At 69.6% G+C, this 15,645-nt stretch carries 12 protein-coding genes; 2 read left to right on the forward strand and 10 right to left on the reverse strand.

The annotated features are described in order from the left end of the window. Nucleotides 1-19 precede the first annotated feature (19 nt). The 10 genes from IEY95_RS03505 to IEY95_RS03550 all read right to left on the reverse strand — a co-directional run bounded on the left by IEY95_RS03505 (nt 20) and on the right by IEY95_RS03550 (nt 9,945). Nucleotides 20-1,057 carry a sugar kinase gene (locus IEY95_RS03505; RefSeq protein WP_189184301.1) on the reverse strand — a complete coding sequence of 346 codons (1,038 nt, stop codon included), beginning with the start codon at nt 1,055-1,057 and terminating at the stop codon, nt 20-22. Then, nucleotides 1,054-1,683, reverse strand: a complete 630-nt coding sequence (locus tag IEY95_RS03510) for a bifunctional 4-hydroxy-2-oxoglutarate aldolase/2-dehydro-3-deoxy-phosphogluconate aldolase (protein ID WP_189184302.1) — start codon at nt 1,681-1,683, stop codon at nt 1,054-1,056. Before IEY95_RS03510 ends, IEY95_RS03505 begins: the two co-directional genes overlap by 4 nt. Next, complete coding sequence (locus tag IEY95_RS03515; RefSeq protein WP_189184303.1) at nt 1,680-2,441, reverse strand: SDR family oxidoreductase; 762 nt, start codon at nt 2,439-2,441, stop codon at nt 1,680-1,682. The genes IEY95_RS03510 and IEY95_RS03515 overlap by 4 nt, the downstream gene beginning before the upstream one ends. Continuing rightward, the gene (locus tag IEY95_RS03520; protein WP_189184304.1) at nt 2,438-3,481 is read right to left on the reverse strand and encodes a zinc-dependent alcohol dehydrogenase; all 1,044 of its coding nucleotides are present in this window, start codon (nt 3,479-3,481) and stop codon (nt 2,438-2,440) included. The genes IEY95_RS03515 and IEY95_RS03520 overlap by 4 nt, the downstream gene beginning before the upstream one ends. Then, nucleotides 3,478-3,915, reverse strand: coding sequence for an RbsD/FucU domain-containing protein (locus IEY95_RS03525; RefSeq protein WP_189184305.1), 438 nt, complete (start codon nt 3,913-3,915; stop codon nt 3,478-3,480). The genes IEY95_RS03520 and IEY95_RS03525 overlap by 4 nt, the downstream gene beginning before the upstream one ends. Nucleotides 3,916-3,928: 13 nt before the next feature. Beyond that, entirely contained in the window at nt 3,929-4,807 is an 879-nt protein-coding gene (locus IEY95_RS03530; RefSeq protein WP_189184306.1) for an amidohydrolase family protein, read from the reverse strand. After that, complete coding sequence (locus tag IEY95_RS03535; RefSeq protein ID WP_189184307.1) at nt 4,800-6,143, reverse strand: L-fuconate dehydratase; 1,344 nt, start codon at nt 6,141-6,143, stop codon at nt 4,800-4,802. The genes IEY95_RS03530 and IEY95_RS03535 overlap by 8 nt, the downstream gene beginning before the upstream one ends. Before the next feature lie 95 nt (nt 6,144-6,238). Then, complete coding sequence (locus IEY95_RS03540) at nt 6,239-7,282, reverse strand: ABC transporter permease (RefSeq protein ID WP_189184308.1); 1,044 nt, start codon at nt 7,280-7,282, stop codon at nt 6,239-6,241. Continuing rightward, nucleotides 7,275-8,837, reverse strand: coding sequence for a sugar ABC transporter ATP-binding protein (locus IEY95_RS03545; protein WP_189184309.1), 1,563 nt, complete (start codon nt 8,835-8,837; stop codon nt 7,275-7,277). Before IEY95_RS03545 ends, IEY95_RS03540 begins: the two co-directional genes overlap by 8 nt. A 43-nt stretch (nt 8,838-8,880) precedes the next feature. Continuing rightward, a complete protein-coding gene (locus IEY95_RS03550; RefSeq protein ID WP_189184310.1) occupies nt 8,881-9,945 on the reverse strand; it encodes a sugar ABC transporter substrate-binding protein in 1,065 nt (354 codons plus the stop codon). Between the two features lie 435 nt (nt 9,946-10,380). On the opposite strand from IEY95_RS03550, the gene IEY95_RS03555 reads away from it, so the two are divergent. Then, nucleotides 10,381-12,612, forward strand: coding sequence for an alpha-L-fucosidase (locus IEY95_RS03555; protein ID WP_189184311.1), 2,232 nt, complete (start codon nt 10,381-10,383; stop codon nt 12,610-12,612). A 134-nt stretch (nt 12,613-12,746) separates the two neighbouring features. Then, on the forward strand, nt 12,747-15,635 hold the full coding sequence (locus tag IEY95_RS03560; RefSeq protein ID WP_189184312.1) for a glycosyl hydrolase family 95 catalytic domain-containing protein: 2,889 nt from the start codon (nt 12,747-12,749) through the stop codon (nt 15,633-15,635). The last annotated feature ends 10 nt before the right edge of the window (nt 15,636-15,645 follow it).

A 15,645-nucleotide genomic window follows, 5' to 3' on the forward strand; every position in this document is an offset into this window, starting at 1 on the left:
ACGGGCGATACGGGCGTCGTCAGCGTCTGACGTGGGCAGACCCGCCCGCGATGAGCGCCTCGACCTCGGCGAGCGAGGCCATGGAGACGTCTCCGGGCGTGGTCATGGTGAGCGCGCCGTGGGCGGTGCCGTAGGCCAGGGCGCGCTCCAGGCCGGCCTCGTCGAGAAGTCCGTGGATGAGGCCGGCGGCGAAGGCATCGCCGGAGCCGATGCGGTCCAGGACCTGCAGGCCTGGCATCCGGGGGCCGGCGATGAAGCCGGTTTCGGCTGACCAGGCGGCCGAGGACCAGTCGTTGACGCCGGCCGACGGTACGCCGCGCAGGGTCGTCGCCAGCACCTGTGCGTCGGGGAGCAGGCCGGCCAACTCGGCGAGGACGTCCGCCGCTTCGTCGTCCCCGATACGCGTCTGTCCCGGGTACGTCCCGGCCAGGCCCAGTGCGCCCACGATGACGTCGGCGTGCCGGGCGAGCCGCAGGTCGGCCTCGCGGGCGGCGTCGGCGCCGCCCCGGCCGGCCCAGAGGCTCGGGCGGTAATTGGGGTCGTAGGAGACGGTGACGCCGTGGCGGCGGGCCGCGGCCATGGCCTCGTCTGCGACGTCCACCGTGGTGTCGGACAAGCCCGCGAAGATGCCACCGGTGTGGAACCAGCGCACCCCTGCCGAGAACACCGTGTCCCAGTCCACATCACCCTTCCGCAGCTGGGAGACGGCGGTGTGGGCACGGTCGCTGACGCCCAGCGCGCCGCGGATGCCGTAGCCGCGTTCGACGAAGTTCAAGCCGTTGCGGGCGGTGCGGCCGATGCCGTCGTCCGGTATCCAGCGGATCAGCGAGGTGTCGACGCCGCCCTGGAGGATCAGGTCCTCGACGAGCCGGCCCACCGCGTTGTCGGCTAGCGCGGTCACGACGGCCGTCCGCAGGCCGAAGCAGCGCCGCAGCCCACGGACGACGTTGTACTCGCCGCCACCCTCCCAGACCTGGAACGTGCGGGCGGTGCGGATGCGTCCCTCGCCCGGGTCGAAGCGCAGCATCACCTCGCCGAGGGCCACCACGTCGATCACGTCATGCTCCTCTCCACCGCCTCGGCGGTCAGTCGGCGGATCGCCTCGTAGTCGCCCCGCTCCAGGTGGGCGGCGGTGGCCATCCAGCTGCCGCCGACGGCCAGGACCGTCGGGTCGGCGAGGTAGGCGGCCAGGCGGGAGGCGTCGATCCCGCCGGTCGGCACGAAGCGCGTCCGGGGGAAGGGGGCTGCGAGCGCTCGCAGCGTCCGCAGGCCGCCGAGCGGCTCGGCGGGGAAGAACTTGACGGTGTCGAGGCCCGCCTTGAGGGCGCGCATCAGCTCGGTGGCGGTGGCGATACCGGGCACCACGGGCACCCTCAACTCCCGGCACTTGGCGATGACTTCCTCGTCGAAGCCGGGAGAGACGACGAAGCGGGCCCCGGCCGCCACGGCACGTTCCGCCTGCTCGGGCGTGAGGACCGTGCCCGCACCGACGGCCAGGCCGCCATGGGCCGCCATCGCTTTGAGCACCTGCTCGGCGTCCGGGGTGCGGAAGGTGACTTCGGCGCACCGGGCACCACCCGCCGCAAGCGCCTCGGCCAGCGGCCCGGCGGTCGCGATGGACGGCACGGTCAGTACCGGCATGACGCGGGAGCCGGCCAGCACGGCGGCCGGGTCTGTGGTCATCGGCCCAGCCATCCGCCGTCGACGGGCAGGACGGTGCCATGGACGTAGGCGGCCGCGTCCGAGGCGAGGAAGACGGCGGCGCCCGCCAGGTCGTCCGCGCTGCCCCACCGTCCGGCGGGGATACGGTCCAGGATCGCCCTGCTGCGCTCCGGATCGTCCCGCAGAGCCTGGGTGTTGTCGGTGGCGATGTAACCGGGGGCAAGGGCGTTGACGTTGACGCCGTACGGCGCCCACTCGTTGGCCAGCGCCTTGGTCAGCCCGGCGATGCCGTGCTTGGCGGCGGTGTAGCCGGGGACGTTGATACCGCCCTGGAAGCTGAGCAGCGACGCCGTGAAGATGATCTTCCCCTGGCCGCGGGCCACCATCGCGGCACCCACCGCCCGGGTCAGGACGAACTGGGCGCTGAGATTGACCTGGAGCACCAACTCCCAGTCGGCGTCGGCGTGTTCCGCGGCAGGGGCGCGTCGGATCGTGCCCGCGTTGTTGACCAGGATGTCCACCGGACGCTCACGCCCGGCAAGGTCCGCGCCCAGGGCTCGTACGGCTTCCGGGTCGGCGAAGTCGGCGCGGATCGCCTCGAAGGTGCGGCCCGCGGCGAGGACGTACTTCTCGACCGCGCTGCCGGACTCCTCCAGGGTGGCGCTGACGCCGATGACGTCCGCGCCGGCCTCGGCGAGCGCGCGGGCCATGGCCCTGCCGATGCCGCGTCGGGCACCGGTGACGACTGCGAGCCGTCCGGTGAGGTCGAAGGCGGTCATGCGTCGGCTCCCTGGGCGTCGTCGGTGCAGTCCACGAGGATCTTCATCACGTCGCCGCCGCCCTCCAGGGCCTCGAAGGCGGCGGGCGCCTGGGTGAGCGGCACGACCTTGCTGATCAGCCGCTCAGCCGGGATGGTGCCGTCGGCGACCAGGGCCGCCGCCCGCTCGAAGTCGGAGCGGTCGTACAACCGGGCGCCCACCAGGGTCAGTTCGCGCCAGAAGAAGCGGTGCAGGTTCACCTCACGCGGGCGAGGGTGGATGGCGACCAGGCACAACCGGCCGCGCACTCCCAGCACGTCGACCGCCGTGTCCACGCCGGCCGCCGCGCCGGACACCTCGAAGGCGACGTCCGCGCCCGCGTCCCCGGTCCACTGCCGCACCGCCTCGGACACGTCCTCGGCGGCCGGGTCCCAGGCAGTGAGCCCCAACTCCTCGGCGAGCAGCCGACGGTGGGCGCTCACCTCCACCACCCGGATCTCGGCGCCCGCGGCCCGCGCGACCAGCGCGATCAGGATGCCGACCGGGCCGCCGCCGACCACGACGGCCTTCTCGCCCTCACGCAGCCCCGCCCGGCCCACGTCGTGCACGGCGACCGCCGTCGGCTCGACGAGCGCGGCCCGGTCCAGGGCGAGCGACTCCGGCAGCCTGATCAGCGTCGAGGCGGGCACCGTCCAGCGCTGCTGCATCGCCCCCGGCGAGTCGATACCGATGAAGTCGAGGTGCTGGCAGATGTGCTGATGCCCGGCACGGCAGGCCGGACAGGTGTCGTCCCAGCGCAGCGGCATCACGGTGACCGCGTCCCCGGGCTGCCAGCCCTCCACGCCCGGCCCGACCCGCACGACCCGGCCGGACATCTCGTGTCCCAGGACGGCGGGCGTCCGGACTCGGGCGTCCATGTCGCCGTGGAAGATGTGCAGATCGGTACCGCAGATACCGACGAAGGCGGGAGCCAGCTCCACCTCACCCGGACCGGGCGGCACACCGATCGCTGGAGCCGTGTCCAGGGAGCGGGCGGAAACGTAACGGACGGCGAGTGTCATCGTGTCGTCAGGGTCCCTTCAGCGCGGACGCCGATGGTCAGCAGCAGGTTGGCGTAGGTACGGGTGTCGGCGGTGACGATCGCCAGCGCCAGGTCGGGCGAGCGGGCGGCGGCGTAGAACTCGAAACGGCCGAGCGTGTCGACCGGGAGGGGCGCCAGCATCGAGCGGTACTCGGCGATGGCGGGCGGCTCCGGTTCGCCGTCGGGTGGCACCATGACGTGGGACGACTCGACGGGCAATGCACGCAGCAGGACGTCGAGCACCGTGGTGACGTCCAGCAGGCCTGGGGCGAGATTGAGATGGACGGTCCGGGCGCGCTCGCCGGTGGCGGTGCTCGCGGGGTAGTGGCCGTCGGCGAGCAGCACACGGGATCCGTGACCGGCTCCGGCCAGGGATTCGAGGATCCCGGGGTGCAGCAGTTCCGTCAGGAGCACGGTGTCACCTCCTTCATGGGATGGGGGTCGGGTGGTAGAAGGCGGTCGCGGTGCCGGCGAGCACCGCGTGGATCTCGGTGTCGGAACAGCCGTCCAGGAGTTCCTCGACGGTGGCGGCCCAGCGGTTCCAGCCGCCCGCGAGGTTCGCGACCGGCCAGTCGGAGCCGAACATCAGTCGGTCGGGGCCGAAGGCGGAGAGCAGGACGTCCCACACGGGGCGGATGTCGTCGACGGTCCACTTCTCGTGGTCCGCCTCAGTGATCAACCCCGACACCTTGCAACGGGCCTGGGGATGCCTGGCCAGCATCCTCAACTGCTGTGTCCAATCGGTGAGTTCGCGCCGCGCGATCGGCGGCTTGCCGGCGTGGTCCAGGACGAGCGGCAGCTCGGGGAGCCGTTCCGCGAGACGGATCGCCTGCGGGAGCTGGTGGGTGCGGATCAGCACGTCATATCCGAGCCCGCGCTCCCCGACCGCTCGCAATCCCCTTTCCACGTCCGGCCGTTGGAGCCAGTACGGATCGGACTCGCCCTGCACAAGGTGGCGTACGGACCGCAGGTACCGGCCTGCGCGCCCGGTCCGCAGGTCGTCGAGTACGTCGCCGATCGCGGGGGACGTCAGGTCCGCCCAGCCGACCACGGCCCCGATCAGCGGGTCGATGTCGGCCAGGGCGAGCAGGTCTCGGGTCTCGGGAACGGAGGCGACGCACTGGACGACCACCGTGCTCGTCAGTCGCCGTCCGGCGATCGGCCGGGTCGCGGCCGAGCGCAGGGCGTGCGGGCTGAAGTTGCGGCGGATCGGCTCGTGCCCCGGTTCGTCCAGCCAGGGCTGCGGCCGGACGTCCAGGTCCCAGACGTGGTGGTGGGCGTCGACCAGGTGCGGTGCGTCAGACACGAGCGATCCAGACGGGGCCGTCGGGGTAGGCGTACTCCTTGAGGGACGCCTGGTGCATCTGCGCGCTCAGCCCCGGCAGTGTCGGCGCAAGGTAGTGGCCGTCGACGATGCGCACCGGGTCGACGAAGTGCTCGTGCAGATGGTCGACGTACTCGATGACGCGGTCCTCGGTCGTGCCGGAGACCGCGACGTAGTCGAACATCGACAGGTGCTGCACCATCTCGCACAGGCCCACGCCGCCCGCGTGCGGGCAGACCGGGACGCCGAACTTCGCGGCGAGGAGCAGGATCGCGATGTTCTCGTTGACGCCGCCGACCCGCGCGGAGTCGATCTGCACGATGTCCACCGCGCCGGCCTGGAGGAGCTGCTTGAAGACGACCCGGTTGGCGACGTGCTCGCCGGTGGCGACCTTGATGGGGCTGACGGCCTTACGCACGGCGGCGTGACCGAGGATGTCGTCGGGGGAGGTGGGCTCCTCGATCCAGTACGGCTGGTAGGGCGCCAGGGCACGCATCCAGTCGATCGCGGCCTGGACGTCCCATCGCTGGTTGGCGTCCACGGCAATACGGATGCCGTCCCCGATGGTCTCGCGGGCGGTGCGCATGCGCCGTATGTCGTCGTCCAGGGAGGCGCCGACCTTCAGCTTGATCTGGGTGAAGCCGTCGGCGACGGCCTCGCGGGCCAGGCGGGCCAGTTTCTCGTCGGAGTAGCCGAGCCAGCCGGGGGTGGTGGTGTAGGCGGGGTAGCCCCGGTCGAGCAGGTGGCCGATGCGCTGGGCGCGGCCGGGCTCGGCGCGTCTGAGGATTTCCAGGGCCTCCTCCGGGGTGAGGGCGTCGGACAGCCAGCGGAAGTCGACCTGCGCGACCAGCTCCTCGGGCGACATCTCGCCGAGGAAGCGCCACACGGGCTTGCCGGCCCGCTTGGCGGCCAGGTCCCAGGCGGCGTTGACGACTGCGCCTGTGGCCATGTGCATGGCGCCCTTCTCCGGGCCCAGCCAGCGCAGTTGGGGGTCGTGTACGAGGGAGCGGGAGAACGCGCCGAGGTCGGCGCAGACTTCCTCGACCGACAGGCCCACCACGTGCGGGGCGAGAGCGGCGATGGCGGCGGCCTGGACGTCGTTGCCGCGACCTGTGGTGAAGGCCAGGGCGTGGCCCTCCAGTCCGTCGCCGACGTCGGTGCGCAGGACGACGTAGGCGGCGGAGTAGTCGGGTTCGGGGTTCATCGCGTCCGACCCGTCCAGGTGCTCGGACGTCGGGAAACGCACGTCCAGCACATCCAGGGCGGTGATGCGGGCAGAGGCCGGGGATGCCTGGGAAGAGGACAGGGCGGATGACATGGCGGCAACTCCTGTGAGGTGCGGGGGCGATACGACCCCTGGCGACGAGATGGGGTGCGGCGGAGGATGGCGGGCGTCCTGGACGCCCGCCGGTTTCACTCCTGGGCCTTGCCGCCCGTGATACGCGAGATGGCGAGGGCGACCAGGATGATCAGGCCGTTGAGAGCGCCGATCCACTGCGCGGGGACGCCCGCCAGCGTGAGCACGTTCTGGATCATGAAGAGCAGCAGGATGCCGCAGAAAGCCCCGAACATGGTGCCCTTGCCACCGTTTAGGCTGATCCCGCCGATGACGGCGGCGGCGAAGACGGTGAAGATATAGCCGTTGCCCTGCGCGGAGGCCACCGAGGCCAGGCGTCCGGAGAGCATCAGCCCGGCGAGGGCGGCGAGGACGCTGCCGGTGACGATCACGATCCACAGCACCCGGTCGGTGCGGATACCGGCCGCCTTCGCGGCGTCGACGTTGCCGCCGATGGCGTACAGCGAACGCCCGAAGCTGGTCCAGCCGAGCACCACGATCGCAACGGCGAACAGCAGCAGGCAGATCCAGATGGAGGCCGGCATCCCGAACCATTCGGCGGTGCCGAGGTAGAGCATCGACTGCGGCAGCTGGAAAAAGGTCTGGCCGCCGGAGATGCCGGTGAGGACACCGCGCAGCACGATCAGCATGCCGAGGGTGACGATGAAGCCGTTGAGGCCGAAGCGGATGATCAGCAGGGCGTTGATCACGCCGACGAGCGCGCCCACGGCCAGGGTGACGGGAACGGACCACGCGCCGGGGAGCAGTCCGAGTCCGTGCCCCGCGCCGACCGGCACGACCAGCCAGGCCGCGACGCCGGGCGCAAGACCCATGGTGGACTCCAGCGACAGGTCCATCTTCTTGACGATCAGGATCATCGTCTGGGCGAGGACCAGCAGCGCCATCTCGGACATGGTCTGCAGGACGTTGATGAGGTTGTCGGCCTGCAGGAACACCGGGTTGACGATCTGTCCGACAATCGCGATGACCACGATGGCCGGGACGAGCGCGAGGTCGCGCAGGCGGGCCAGGGGTATCCGGCCGCCGAGCAGCACGGTCCGCTTGGGCGCCGGCTCCGTGCCCTTGGCGGCGGCGGTGTCCGCGAGGACGGTTTCAGGCATCGAGGTCCACTCCTTCCATCGCCGCCACGAGGTCGTGGTCGTGCCAGCCGCGGGCGATCTCTGAGGTCACACGGCCCTGGAACATCACCAGGACCCGGTCGCACATGCGCAGGTCGTCGAGTTCGTCGGAGGCGATGAGCACTCCGGTGCCGGCGGCCGCGGTCTCCTCGACCTTGCCGAGGAGGAACTCCTTGGAGCGCACGTCCACTCCTGCGGTCGGGTTGATCAGGACCAGCAGCCGGGGGTCGTCGGCGAGGGCGCGGGCCATGACGACCTTCTGCTGGTTGCCTCCGGACAGGGCGGAGACGGGCAGTTCGGGGCCGGGAGTCTTGATCGCGAGGTTCTCGATCAAGCCTTCGGCGAGCCGGTCCCGGCGGCTGCGGCTGAGGAACCCGTTGAGGCCGAGCCTGCGGGGAACGGACAGGGTGGCATTGTCCGCGATCGACATGTCGGGAACGAAGCCCTGGTGGTGCCGGTCCTGCGGGACGAACCCGGCGCCTGCGGCGAGCGCCGCGGGCACGCTGCCCGGCCGGGGCCGCCTCCCGGCGATCTCCACCTCGCCCGCCGCTGCCGCCCGCAGTCCCACGACGGTCTCGGCGACCTCGGTACGACCGCTGCCGGCGGCCCCCGCGAGGCCGACGATCTCGCCGGCCCCGATCTGGAAGCTGACGTCGTCGTACGCGTCGCCCCGGAGAGCGCGAACGTTCAGTGCGGCCGTGGCACCGGAGTCGAGGGCGCTCGTGCGTTCCTCGCGCCGGTCGGCCGCCGCCTCGCCGGTCATGGCGGCGACGAGGTCGGTGCGAGGCAGTTCCGCGACCGGTGCGGTCACGATGTGCTGGGCGTCGCGGAACACCGTCACCAGGTCGCAGATCTCGTAGATCTCCTGAAGGTGGTGGCTGATGAACAGGAAGGTCACGCCCTGGCGTTGCAGGTCGCGGATGCGGTCGAAGAGCCGGTTGATGGCCGCTCCGTCGAGCTGGGCGGTCGGCTCGTCGAGGATGATGAACCTGGCCCCGAAGGACAGCGCGCGGGCGATCTCGACGAACTGCCGCTGCTCCACGCTCAGATCACCGGCCGGGGTCTGCGGGTCGACGTCCACCGACCAGGCCGACAGCAGGTCCTGTGCGCGGCGACGGGTGGCCTGCCAGCTGATGAGCCGGCTCTGTCCGTGGTCGTGCCGGTTCAGGAAGAGGTTCTCGGTGACGGTCAGCGTGGGGATGATCGTCGACTTCTGGTAGACGCAGGCCACACGCCGGCGCCAGGCGTCACGGTCGCCGAGCCGGGGGGCCGGCTCGCCGCCGAAGGTCACCGTTCCCTCGTCGGGGGCCTGAAGACCGGTGAGGACCGACACGAGGGTCGACTTGCCGGCTCCGTTGCGGCCGACCAGCGCGTGGGTCTCTCCGGGCCTGATGGTGATCCGGGCGCCGTTCAGGGCCACCGTCGGACCGAATCGTTTGACTATGCCCGTCGCCTCGACGACGGGCGGGTCCGAGGGGGCCCGCCCGTCGTCCGCCGGGGCGGGCGCGGGGGTGGCTGCTCGCTCCCCGTCGCTCATCTCAACCGCCTTGATCTCGTGGGCCGTTGTTCCGGAAGACGAATCAGCCGAGGTTGTTGCCCCACAGCGACTTGTCGTCGCTCTTGACGCTGGGCACGCCGCCGTAGGTGGCGCCGTCGGCGGTGACGAGCGGGGCGGAGAGCTGGTCCTCGAGCACGCCGTCGCGGACCTGGATGATGGTGCTGTCGTGGTCGGTCTTGCCGGGCTTGAACGTCTTCCCGTCGATCGCGGCCTTGACGTAGTACAGGGCGTACTTGGCGTACAGGTCGGCCGGCTGGGAGACCGTGGCGTCGATCTTGCCCTCGGCGATGGACTTGAGTTCCTCGGGGATGCCGTCGTTGGAGACGACGAAGACGTGCTTCTTGTCCTTCGGGCCCACCAACAGGCCCTTCTGCTTGAGGACTTGGAGCGTGCCGGAGAGCGCGAAGCTGGCCTCCATGTAGACGCCCTTGATGTCCGGGTTGGCCGTCAGGTCGGTCTGCAGCTTCTGGGCGGCGACGGCGCCGTCCCAGTTGGTGGCCTCGCCGAACACCTTGATAGCCGGGTAGTTCTTCTTCATGCAGTCGTTGAACGCCTCGGTGCGGTCACGGCCGTTGATGGAGTCCAGGCCGCCCTCCAGCATCACGACCTTGCCCTTGCCGCCGAGCTTGGTGCCCAGGTACTGGCAGGCCTTCTCGCCGTAGGCGCGGTTGTCGGCGCGCACGACCATGAACACCTTGCCGCTGTCGGGGCGGGTGTCGACGGTGACGACCGGGATCTTCTTCGCCTCCAGCTGCGCGAGGGTGGGCGCGATGGCGGCGGTGTCCTGCGGGGCCATCGCGATGCCCTTGACGCCCTGACTGATGAACGTCTGCGCGTTGGCGGTGAGTTTGGCGACGTCGTTCTGCGAGTTGGTCGTCTTCAGGTCCAGGCCCAGCTGCTTGCCGTACTGGGGCGTGTACTTGATGTAGGAGTTCCAGAAGTCGGTGTCGGAGCGCGGGTAGTCGACGCCGACCAGCGGCTTGTCGCCCGACGACGCCGAGGTGGTGGAGCCGCTGCTGCACGCACTGAGCAGAGCCAGTGCGGACAGGGCGGAGACGGCGGAACAGAGGGCGGTTCTGAGTCTCATCGGTGCTTCCTCGCGCCGGTCCCGTAGCGGGAGATGTTTCGCCTCGACGACATCTGCGTATCGCCGTGCAGTAGAGATGGGATGTTTATAGGCGCGCCCATAGCCTCCTGTCTACCCCCGCGATCGAAGGAGCACCGTAATACCAGGTCACGCCACACCTGGGATTGGTAGGGGGTGACACCAAGAAGGCAAGATCCATCCCATCAATCCTCGCGTTTGGATGATCCAGATCAGCCATGAAGCGCTGACAGACATGCCATGTTTAGGCAGTCGCAAATCGCATCAGAACCACCTCAAGTACGGCCAACTACCTTGCCATGCAGTGCATTTCATCCCTGCAAACCGGTTGACATCCCAGGGAGACATGGCAGACCTTCATGCGTAACAAGCGGCGCCCTGCCCTCCCCTGTCCCCTTCTGCATCAGGGATGTCTCCATGTCGAGTTCGATCAACAGACGCCACTTCCTGGCCGGTGCCACCTGCGTCGTCGCGGCGGCCGTTGCCGGAGGTGTGTTCGGTGCCGGGATCGCCCAGGCGGCGCCCAGCACGTACACGCCCGACTGGAACTCGGTCGACCAGCACCCGCCGGCCCCGGAGTGGTTCCAGGACGCCAAGTTCGGCATCTACTTCCACTGGGGTGTCTTCAGCGTCCCCGCCTACGACAACGAGTGGTACCCGCGCAACATGTACCAGGCGGGCAGCAACGCCAACCAGCACCACATCGCGACCTACGGCCAGTCATCGGCATGGCCGTACCACAACTTCATCAACGGCGCGCAGGACCTGGCGGGCAACTTCGTGAAGTTCGCGCCGAAGCTGAAGTCGGCGGGCGGGAAGTTCGACCCCGACGAGTGGGTGCAGCTGTTCGTCGACGCCGGCGCCAGGTTCGCCGGCCCGGTCGCCGAGCACCATGACGGCTTCTCCATGTGGGACAGCCAGGTTAACGAGTGGAACTCGGTGAACAAGGGCCCGGGCCTCGACCTGCTGCGGCTGTTCTCCACGGCCATCCGCGCCAAGGGCCTCAAGCTGCTGGTGGCCATGCATCACGCGTACCACTTCAACGGCTTCTACGAGTACGTTCCCGCCCAGACGGACCCCAGTCTCAAGAAGCTCTACGGCCAGCTGGGCTCGACCGCGGAGAACCAGCTCTGGTACGACAAGCTCAAGGAGGTCATCGACCGCGCCCAGCCCGACATCCTGTGGCAGGACTTCAGGATGGACGCCGTCGACGAGACACAGCGCCTGAACTTCCTGTCGTACTACTACAACCAGGCCAACTCGTGGGGCAAAGAGGTAGTCGCCACCTACAAGGACGGCATGGACGCCAGGGGCGAGGTCTTCGACTACGAGCGTGGCGGCCCGGCCGACATCACCACCCCGTACTGGCTGACCGACGACAGCATCTCCAGCAGCAGCTGGTGCTACACCCAGGGCATCGGCTACTACACCATCCAGCAGATGCTGCACTCGTTCATCGACCGGGTCAGCAAGAACGGCAACATGCTGCTGAACATCGCACCGATGGCCGACGGCACCATCCCGCAGGCGCAGAAGGACATCCTGCTCGGCATCGGGGACCACCTGAAGCGCTTCGGCGAGTCGATCTACTCGACCCGCGCCTGGACGGCGTACGGCGAGGGTCCGACGAAGATGGGCGGCGGCGCGTTCAGCACCCCGCACGCCGGCACGCCCCAGGACATCCGCTTCACCCGCAACAAGGCCGACAACGTCCTGTACGCCACCGTCCTGGGCTGGCCCGGCAGTTCGCTGACGATCAAGACGCTCAGCTCGGACCGGATCAACCTCTCGTCGCTGACCTCGGTGAAGATGCTCGGCACCACCGCGGGCACCTACATCGGCCTGCCCACGCCGGTCCAGAACTCGTCCGGCCTCACGGTCACCCTGCCCTCCACGGCCCCGTACAGTGCCAATGCCTACGTCCTGAAGCTCACCTTCTCCGGCACGATCCCAGGCCTACGGCCGCTCGCCGGCGCCGTCGCCTTCTCGGACGTCAACTACACCGGCAACTCGGCCGTGTTCGACATCGGCGACTACAGCGCGGCCGACCTGACCGCGGCCGGACTCGGCGTGCGCGCCCTCTCTTCCCTCCGGCCGGCCCCCGGCTACCAGGTGACCGGCTACTCCGGGGACAACTTCACCGGCACCGCCTGGACCTTCACCACCGACAACCCCGACCTGCGGGTCACCGGCAACAACGACCAGATCACCTCGCTGAGGGTCCAGTTCAACCCGGCGACGTACTTCCGGATCACCAACGTCACCGACGGTCTCGCCCTGGACAGCGGCGGCAACGTCGCCTCCGGGTCCAACCTCAAGCAGTGGACATGGGACGGCAGTTCCAACCTCCAGTGGCAGGCGGTGGCGGTCTCGGACGGCTACTACAGGCTGGTCAACCGCACGAACGGCATGGTCGCCGACGGCTGGGGCGCCACCGCAGACGGCTCCGCAGCCCGACAGGCCGCCTGGAACGGCGGCACCAACCAGCAGTGGAAGATCACCCACCGGGGTGGCGGCAGCTACTCGATCGCCAACCGCACCACCGGCCTGGTCCTCGACGGCGGCGGCAACGTCTCCTCGGGCTCCGTCACCAAGCAGTGGACGTACGGCAGCAGCACCAACCTGCTGTGGTCCTTCACGGCCGTCTGATCCCATTTTCCGCGGCCCCCGCCGCCGCCCGGATTCCGTTCCAAGTCGACCGGGCGGCGGTGGGTCACCACGACGACGGGTCACCGCTCCACTCCCCCACGACCACGCACCGCCGACCGGACACAGGAGTCCCCTTGACGGACAGCGCCATAGACCGCAGACGGTTCCTCACCGCAGCCGCACTGACCGCGGGAGCCGCGGCCCTGCCCGGCGGCCTGCTCCCGGGCAGGGCCGCGGCTGCCGTCCCCCCGCAGATCACACTCCCCGAGCGCGGCATCCACGACACGTCCCCGGCCTCCTCCTGGACCGACGGCTTCCTCACCGGCAACGGCGAATACGGGGCCGTGCTGTATGGCGCTCCCGCCCTGGAGAAGGTGGTCTTCAACTACCACCGGCTGGTGCTGCCGAACGGCACCCGTGACGTGACCCCGCCGGTGATCTCCGGCCGTCTGGAAGGCGCACGCGACAAAGCACTCGCGGGTGACTACGCGGGCGCCAACCGGGACTTCGCCGCGGGCTGGTCGCTGCGTTGGACGCAGGCCTACCACCCCGCGTACGAACTGCACATCGACACGCCCGGCATGACCACGGTCGACAACTACGCACGGGTCACCGACTTCCGTACCGGCGAGGTGAGTTCGAGCTGGACGGACCAGTTCGGCCCCTGGACCCGGCGGGCGTTCGTCTCCCGGGCCGACAAGGTGATCGTCCATGAGCTGACACCCGCTCCCGGCCGTACCGTCGACACCACGCTGAGCGCCAACACCGCGCTCACCGGGGTTCCCAGCAGCATGAGCTTCACCACGCATGCCACCGTCACCAGCGGCTCCGGCTACCTGAATCTGCGCGGCACCTACCCTTCGGGGCAGGGCGCCTTCGGCTACGAGGGCGTCACCCGCGTCGTCGCCTCGGGCACCGGCGCCACGGTCACCGCCAACGGCTCCACGATCGTGGTGGCCAAGGCGGCCAGGGTGCTGCTGCTGACGAAGCTGGGCCGCTACGAGTCGTCCACGGGCTGGGACTCCCAGCCGCTGCACACACAACTGGCCGCGCTCGGCACCGACTACACCGCACTGCTCTCGCGGCACACCGCCCTGCACACCCCTGTCTACGACCGCTCACGCCTCGACCTGAACGTTTCGGCCGCCGCCCGGCAGCTCTCCGTCAGTGAACTGATCGCCCGCCAGAACGCCGACCGCACGGTTATCGACACGGCGCTGCTGGAACGGCTCTACGACTCCGGCCGCTACCTCTTCCTCAGCTCCAGCGGCATCCTCCCACCTCGTCTCACCGGCATATGGGCCGGATCGTGGGGCGCCGCCTGGGCCGACGACTTCACCACCGACGCCAACGTCAACCTCCAGGTCGCGGGGGGCAACATCCTCGACCTGACCGAGTCCATGCAGGGCTACTTCGACCTGATCCTGGGCCAGCTCGACGACTGGCGTACCAACGCGAAGAACCTCTACGGAGCCCGCGGCTTCCTCGCCCCCTCCCGCACCGACGGCGAGTACGGCCACATGCTCCACTTCAACAACGGCAACTTCCCCGGCCAGTGCTGGACCGGCGGCGCCGACTGGCTGCTCCACCCGCTCCTGGAGTACTACCAGGTCACCGGCGACCAGGCGTTCCTGCGCGACAAACTCGGTCCCGCGCTGATGGAACTGGCCCTGTTCTACGAGGACTTCCTCACCCGCACCGACGCGGCCGGCAAGGCGGTCTTCGTCCCGTCCTTCTCCATGGAGAACGCCCCCGGCAACACCGGCGTGTACCTCTCGATCAACGCCACCGGCGACATCATGGCCGGCAAGCACGCCCTCCAGGCCGCCGTCGACGCGGCCAACACCCTCGGCGTCGAACAGGGTGGCGGCCAGGGCGTCGCCCGCTGGACGGCGCTGCTGAAGAAGTTCCCTGATTACCGCGTCAACGGTGACAGCGCACTGGCCGAATGGTCCTGGCCGAGCCTCACCGACAACTACAACCACCGGCATGTCCAGCATCTGTACGGTGCCTGGCCGCTGCATGAGATCAACCCCGAGAACGGACCTTCCCTGGTCCGCCCGGCGCAGCGGGCCCTCGAGCTGCGCGGCGACCAGAACGTCTCCGCACACGGCAGCCTGCACCGGGCACTGGCCTGGGCCCGGCTGAAGGACGGCGGACAGGTCTACGGCAACCTGCGGAAGATCCTCGGCAACAACATGGTCTTCAAGTCGCTGATGACCTCCCACAACCCGAACCTCGACATCTACAACGCCGACGCCGCGAACACCATCCCCGGCGTGCTGGCCGAGGCCCTGATCTACAGCCGGCCCGGAGTGCTGGAGATCCTCCCCGCGCTGCCCGACCAGCTGCCGAAGGGCACGATCACCGGCGTCCGGGCCCGCGGCCGGATCCAGATCCACAGCTTCGCCTGGGACCTGAACGCCCGGACCGCCACCCTGTCCGTCACCTCCGCCGTCAACCAGGACGTCACGCTGATCAGCCGCCGCGGCATGACCTCCGTGGCCACGACCGCGACCGTCATGCCCTCCCCCCTCGGCACCCACGCCAGGAAGGTCTCCCTGACCGCCGGGCAGCGCACGGACATGACCGTCTCCCTGCTCAGCGGCCTTTTTCGGCTCGAAAACCGGCGCAGCGGCAAGGTGCTCGACGTCGCCGGCGGCAGTACGGCCGACGGCGCCGGCCTCATCCAGTGGGGCTGGTCCGGCAGCGAGAACCAGCAGTGGCGGCTCCAGCCCGACGCCGACGGCTCCTTCCGCCTCGTCGCCCGCCACAGCGGCAAGGTCGTCGACAGCCCCGGGGGCTCCGGACAGGGTGCCCAGCTCATCCAGTGGCCGGACGGCAACAGCGACAACCAGCACTGGAAGGTGGTTGACGCAGGCGGCGGATACGTCCGGCTCGTCAACGTCCGCAACGGCCTGTGCGCGGACGTGGAGGGCGGATCGGCGGCCAACGGCGCCAAGGTGATTCAGTGGCCTGTCGGAGACGGAACCAACCAGCAGTGGCGGCTGCTCGCCCTCTGACCGTCGCCGC

It is taken from the genome of Streptomyces albiflavescens (assembly GCF_014645835.1).
Classification (GTDB): Bacteria; Actinomycetota; Actinomycetes; order Streptomycetales; family Streptomycetaceae; genus Streptomyces; species Streptomyces albiflavescens.

Excerpts from the sequence above, each read along its gene's own strand:
- IEY95_RS03510 (WP_189184302.1), bottom strand. The coding sequence starts at position 1,683 with ATGACCACAGACCCGGCCGCCGTGCTGGCCGGCTCCCGCGTCATGCCG.
- IEY95_RS03515 (WP_189184303.1), bottom strand. The coding sequence starts at position 2,441 with ATGACCGCCTTCGACCTCACCGGACGGCTCGCAGTCGTCACCGGTGCC.
- IEY95_RS03520 (WP_189184304.1), bottom strand. The coding sequence starts at position 3,481 with ATGACACTCGCCGTCCGTTACGTTTCCGCCCGCTCCCTGGACACGGCT.
- IEY95_RS03535 (WP_189184307.1), bottom strand. The coding sequence starts at position 6,143 with ATGTCATCCGCCCTGTCCTCTTCCCAGGCATCCCCGGCCTCTGCCCGC.
- IEY95_RS03540 (WP_189184308.1), bottom strand. The coding sequence starts at position 7,282 with ATGCCTGAAACCGTCCTCGCGGACACCGCCGCCGCCAAGGGCACGGAG.
- IEY95_RS03545 (WP_189184309.1), bottom strand. The coding sequence starts at position 8,837 with ATGAGCGACGGGGAGCGAGCAGCCACCCCCGCGCCCGCCCCGGCGGAC.
- IEY95_RS03550 (WP_189184310.1), bottom strand. The coding sequence starts at position 9,945 with ATGAGACTCAGAACCGCCCTCTGTTCCGCCGTCTCCGCCCTGTCCGCA.
- IEY95_RS03555 (WP_189184311.1), top strand. The coding sequence starts at position 10,381 with ATGTCGAGTTCGATCAACAGACGCCACTTCCTGGCCGGTGCCACCTGC.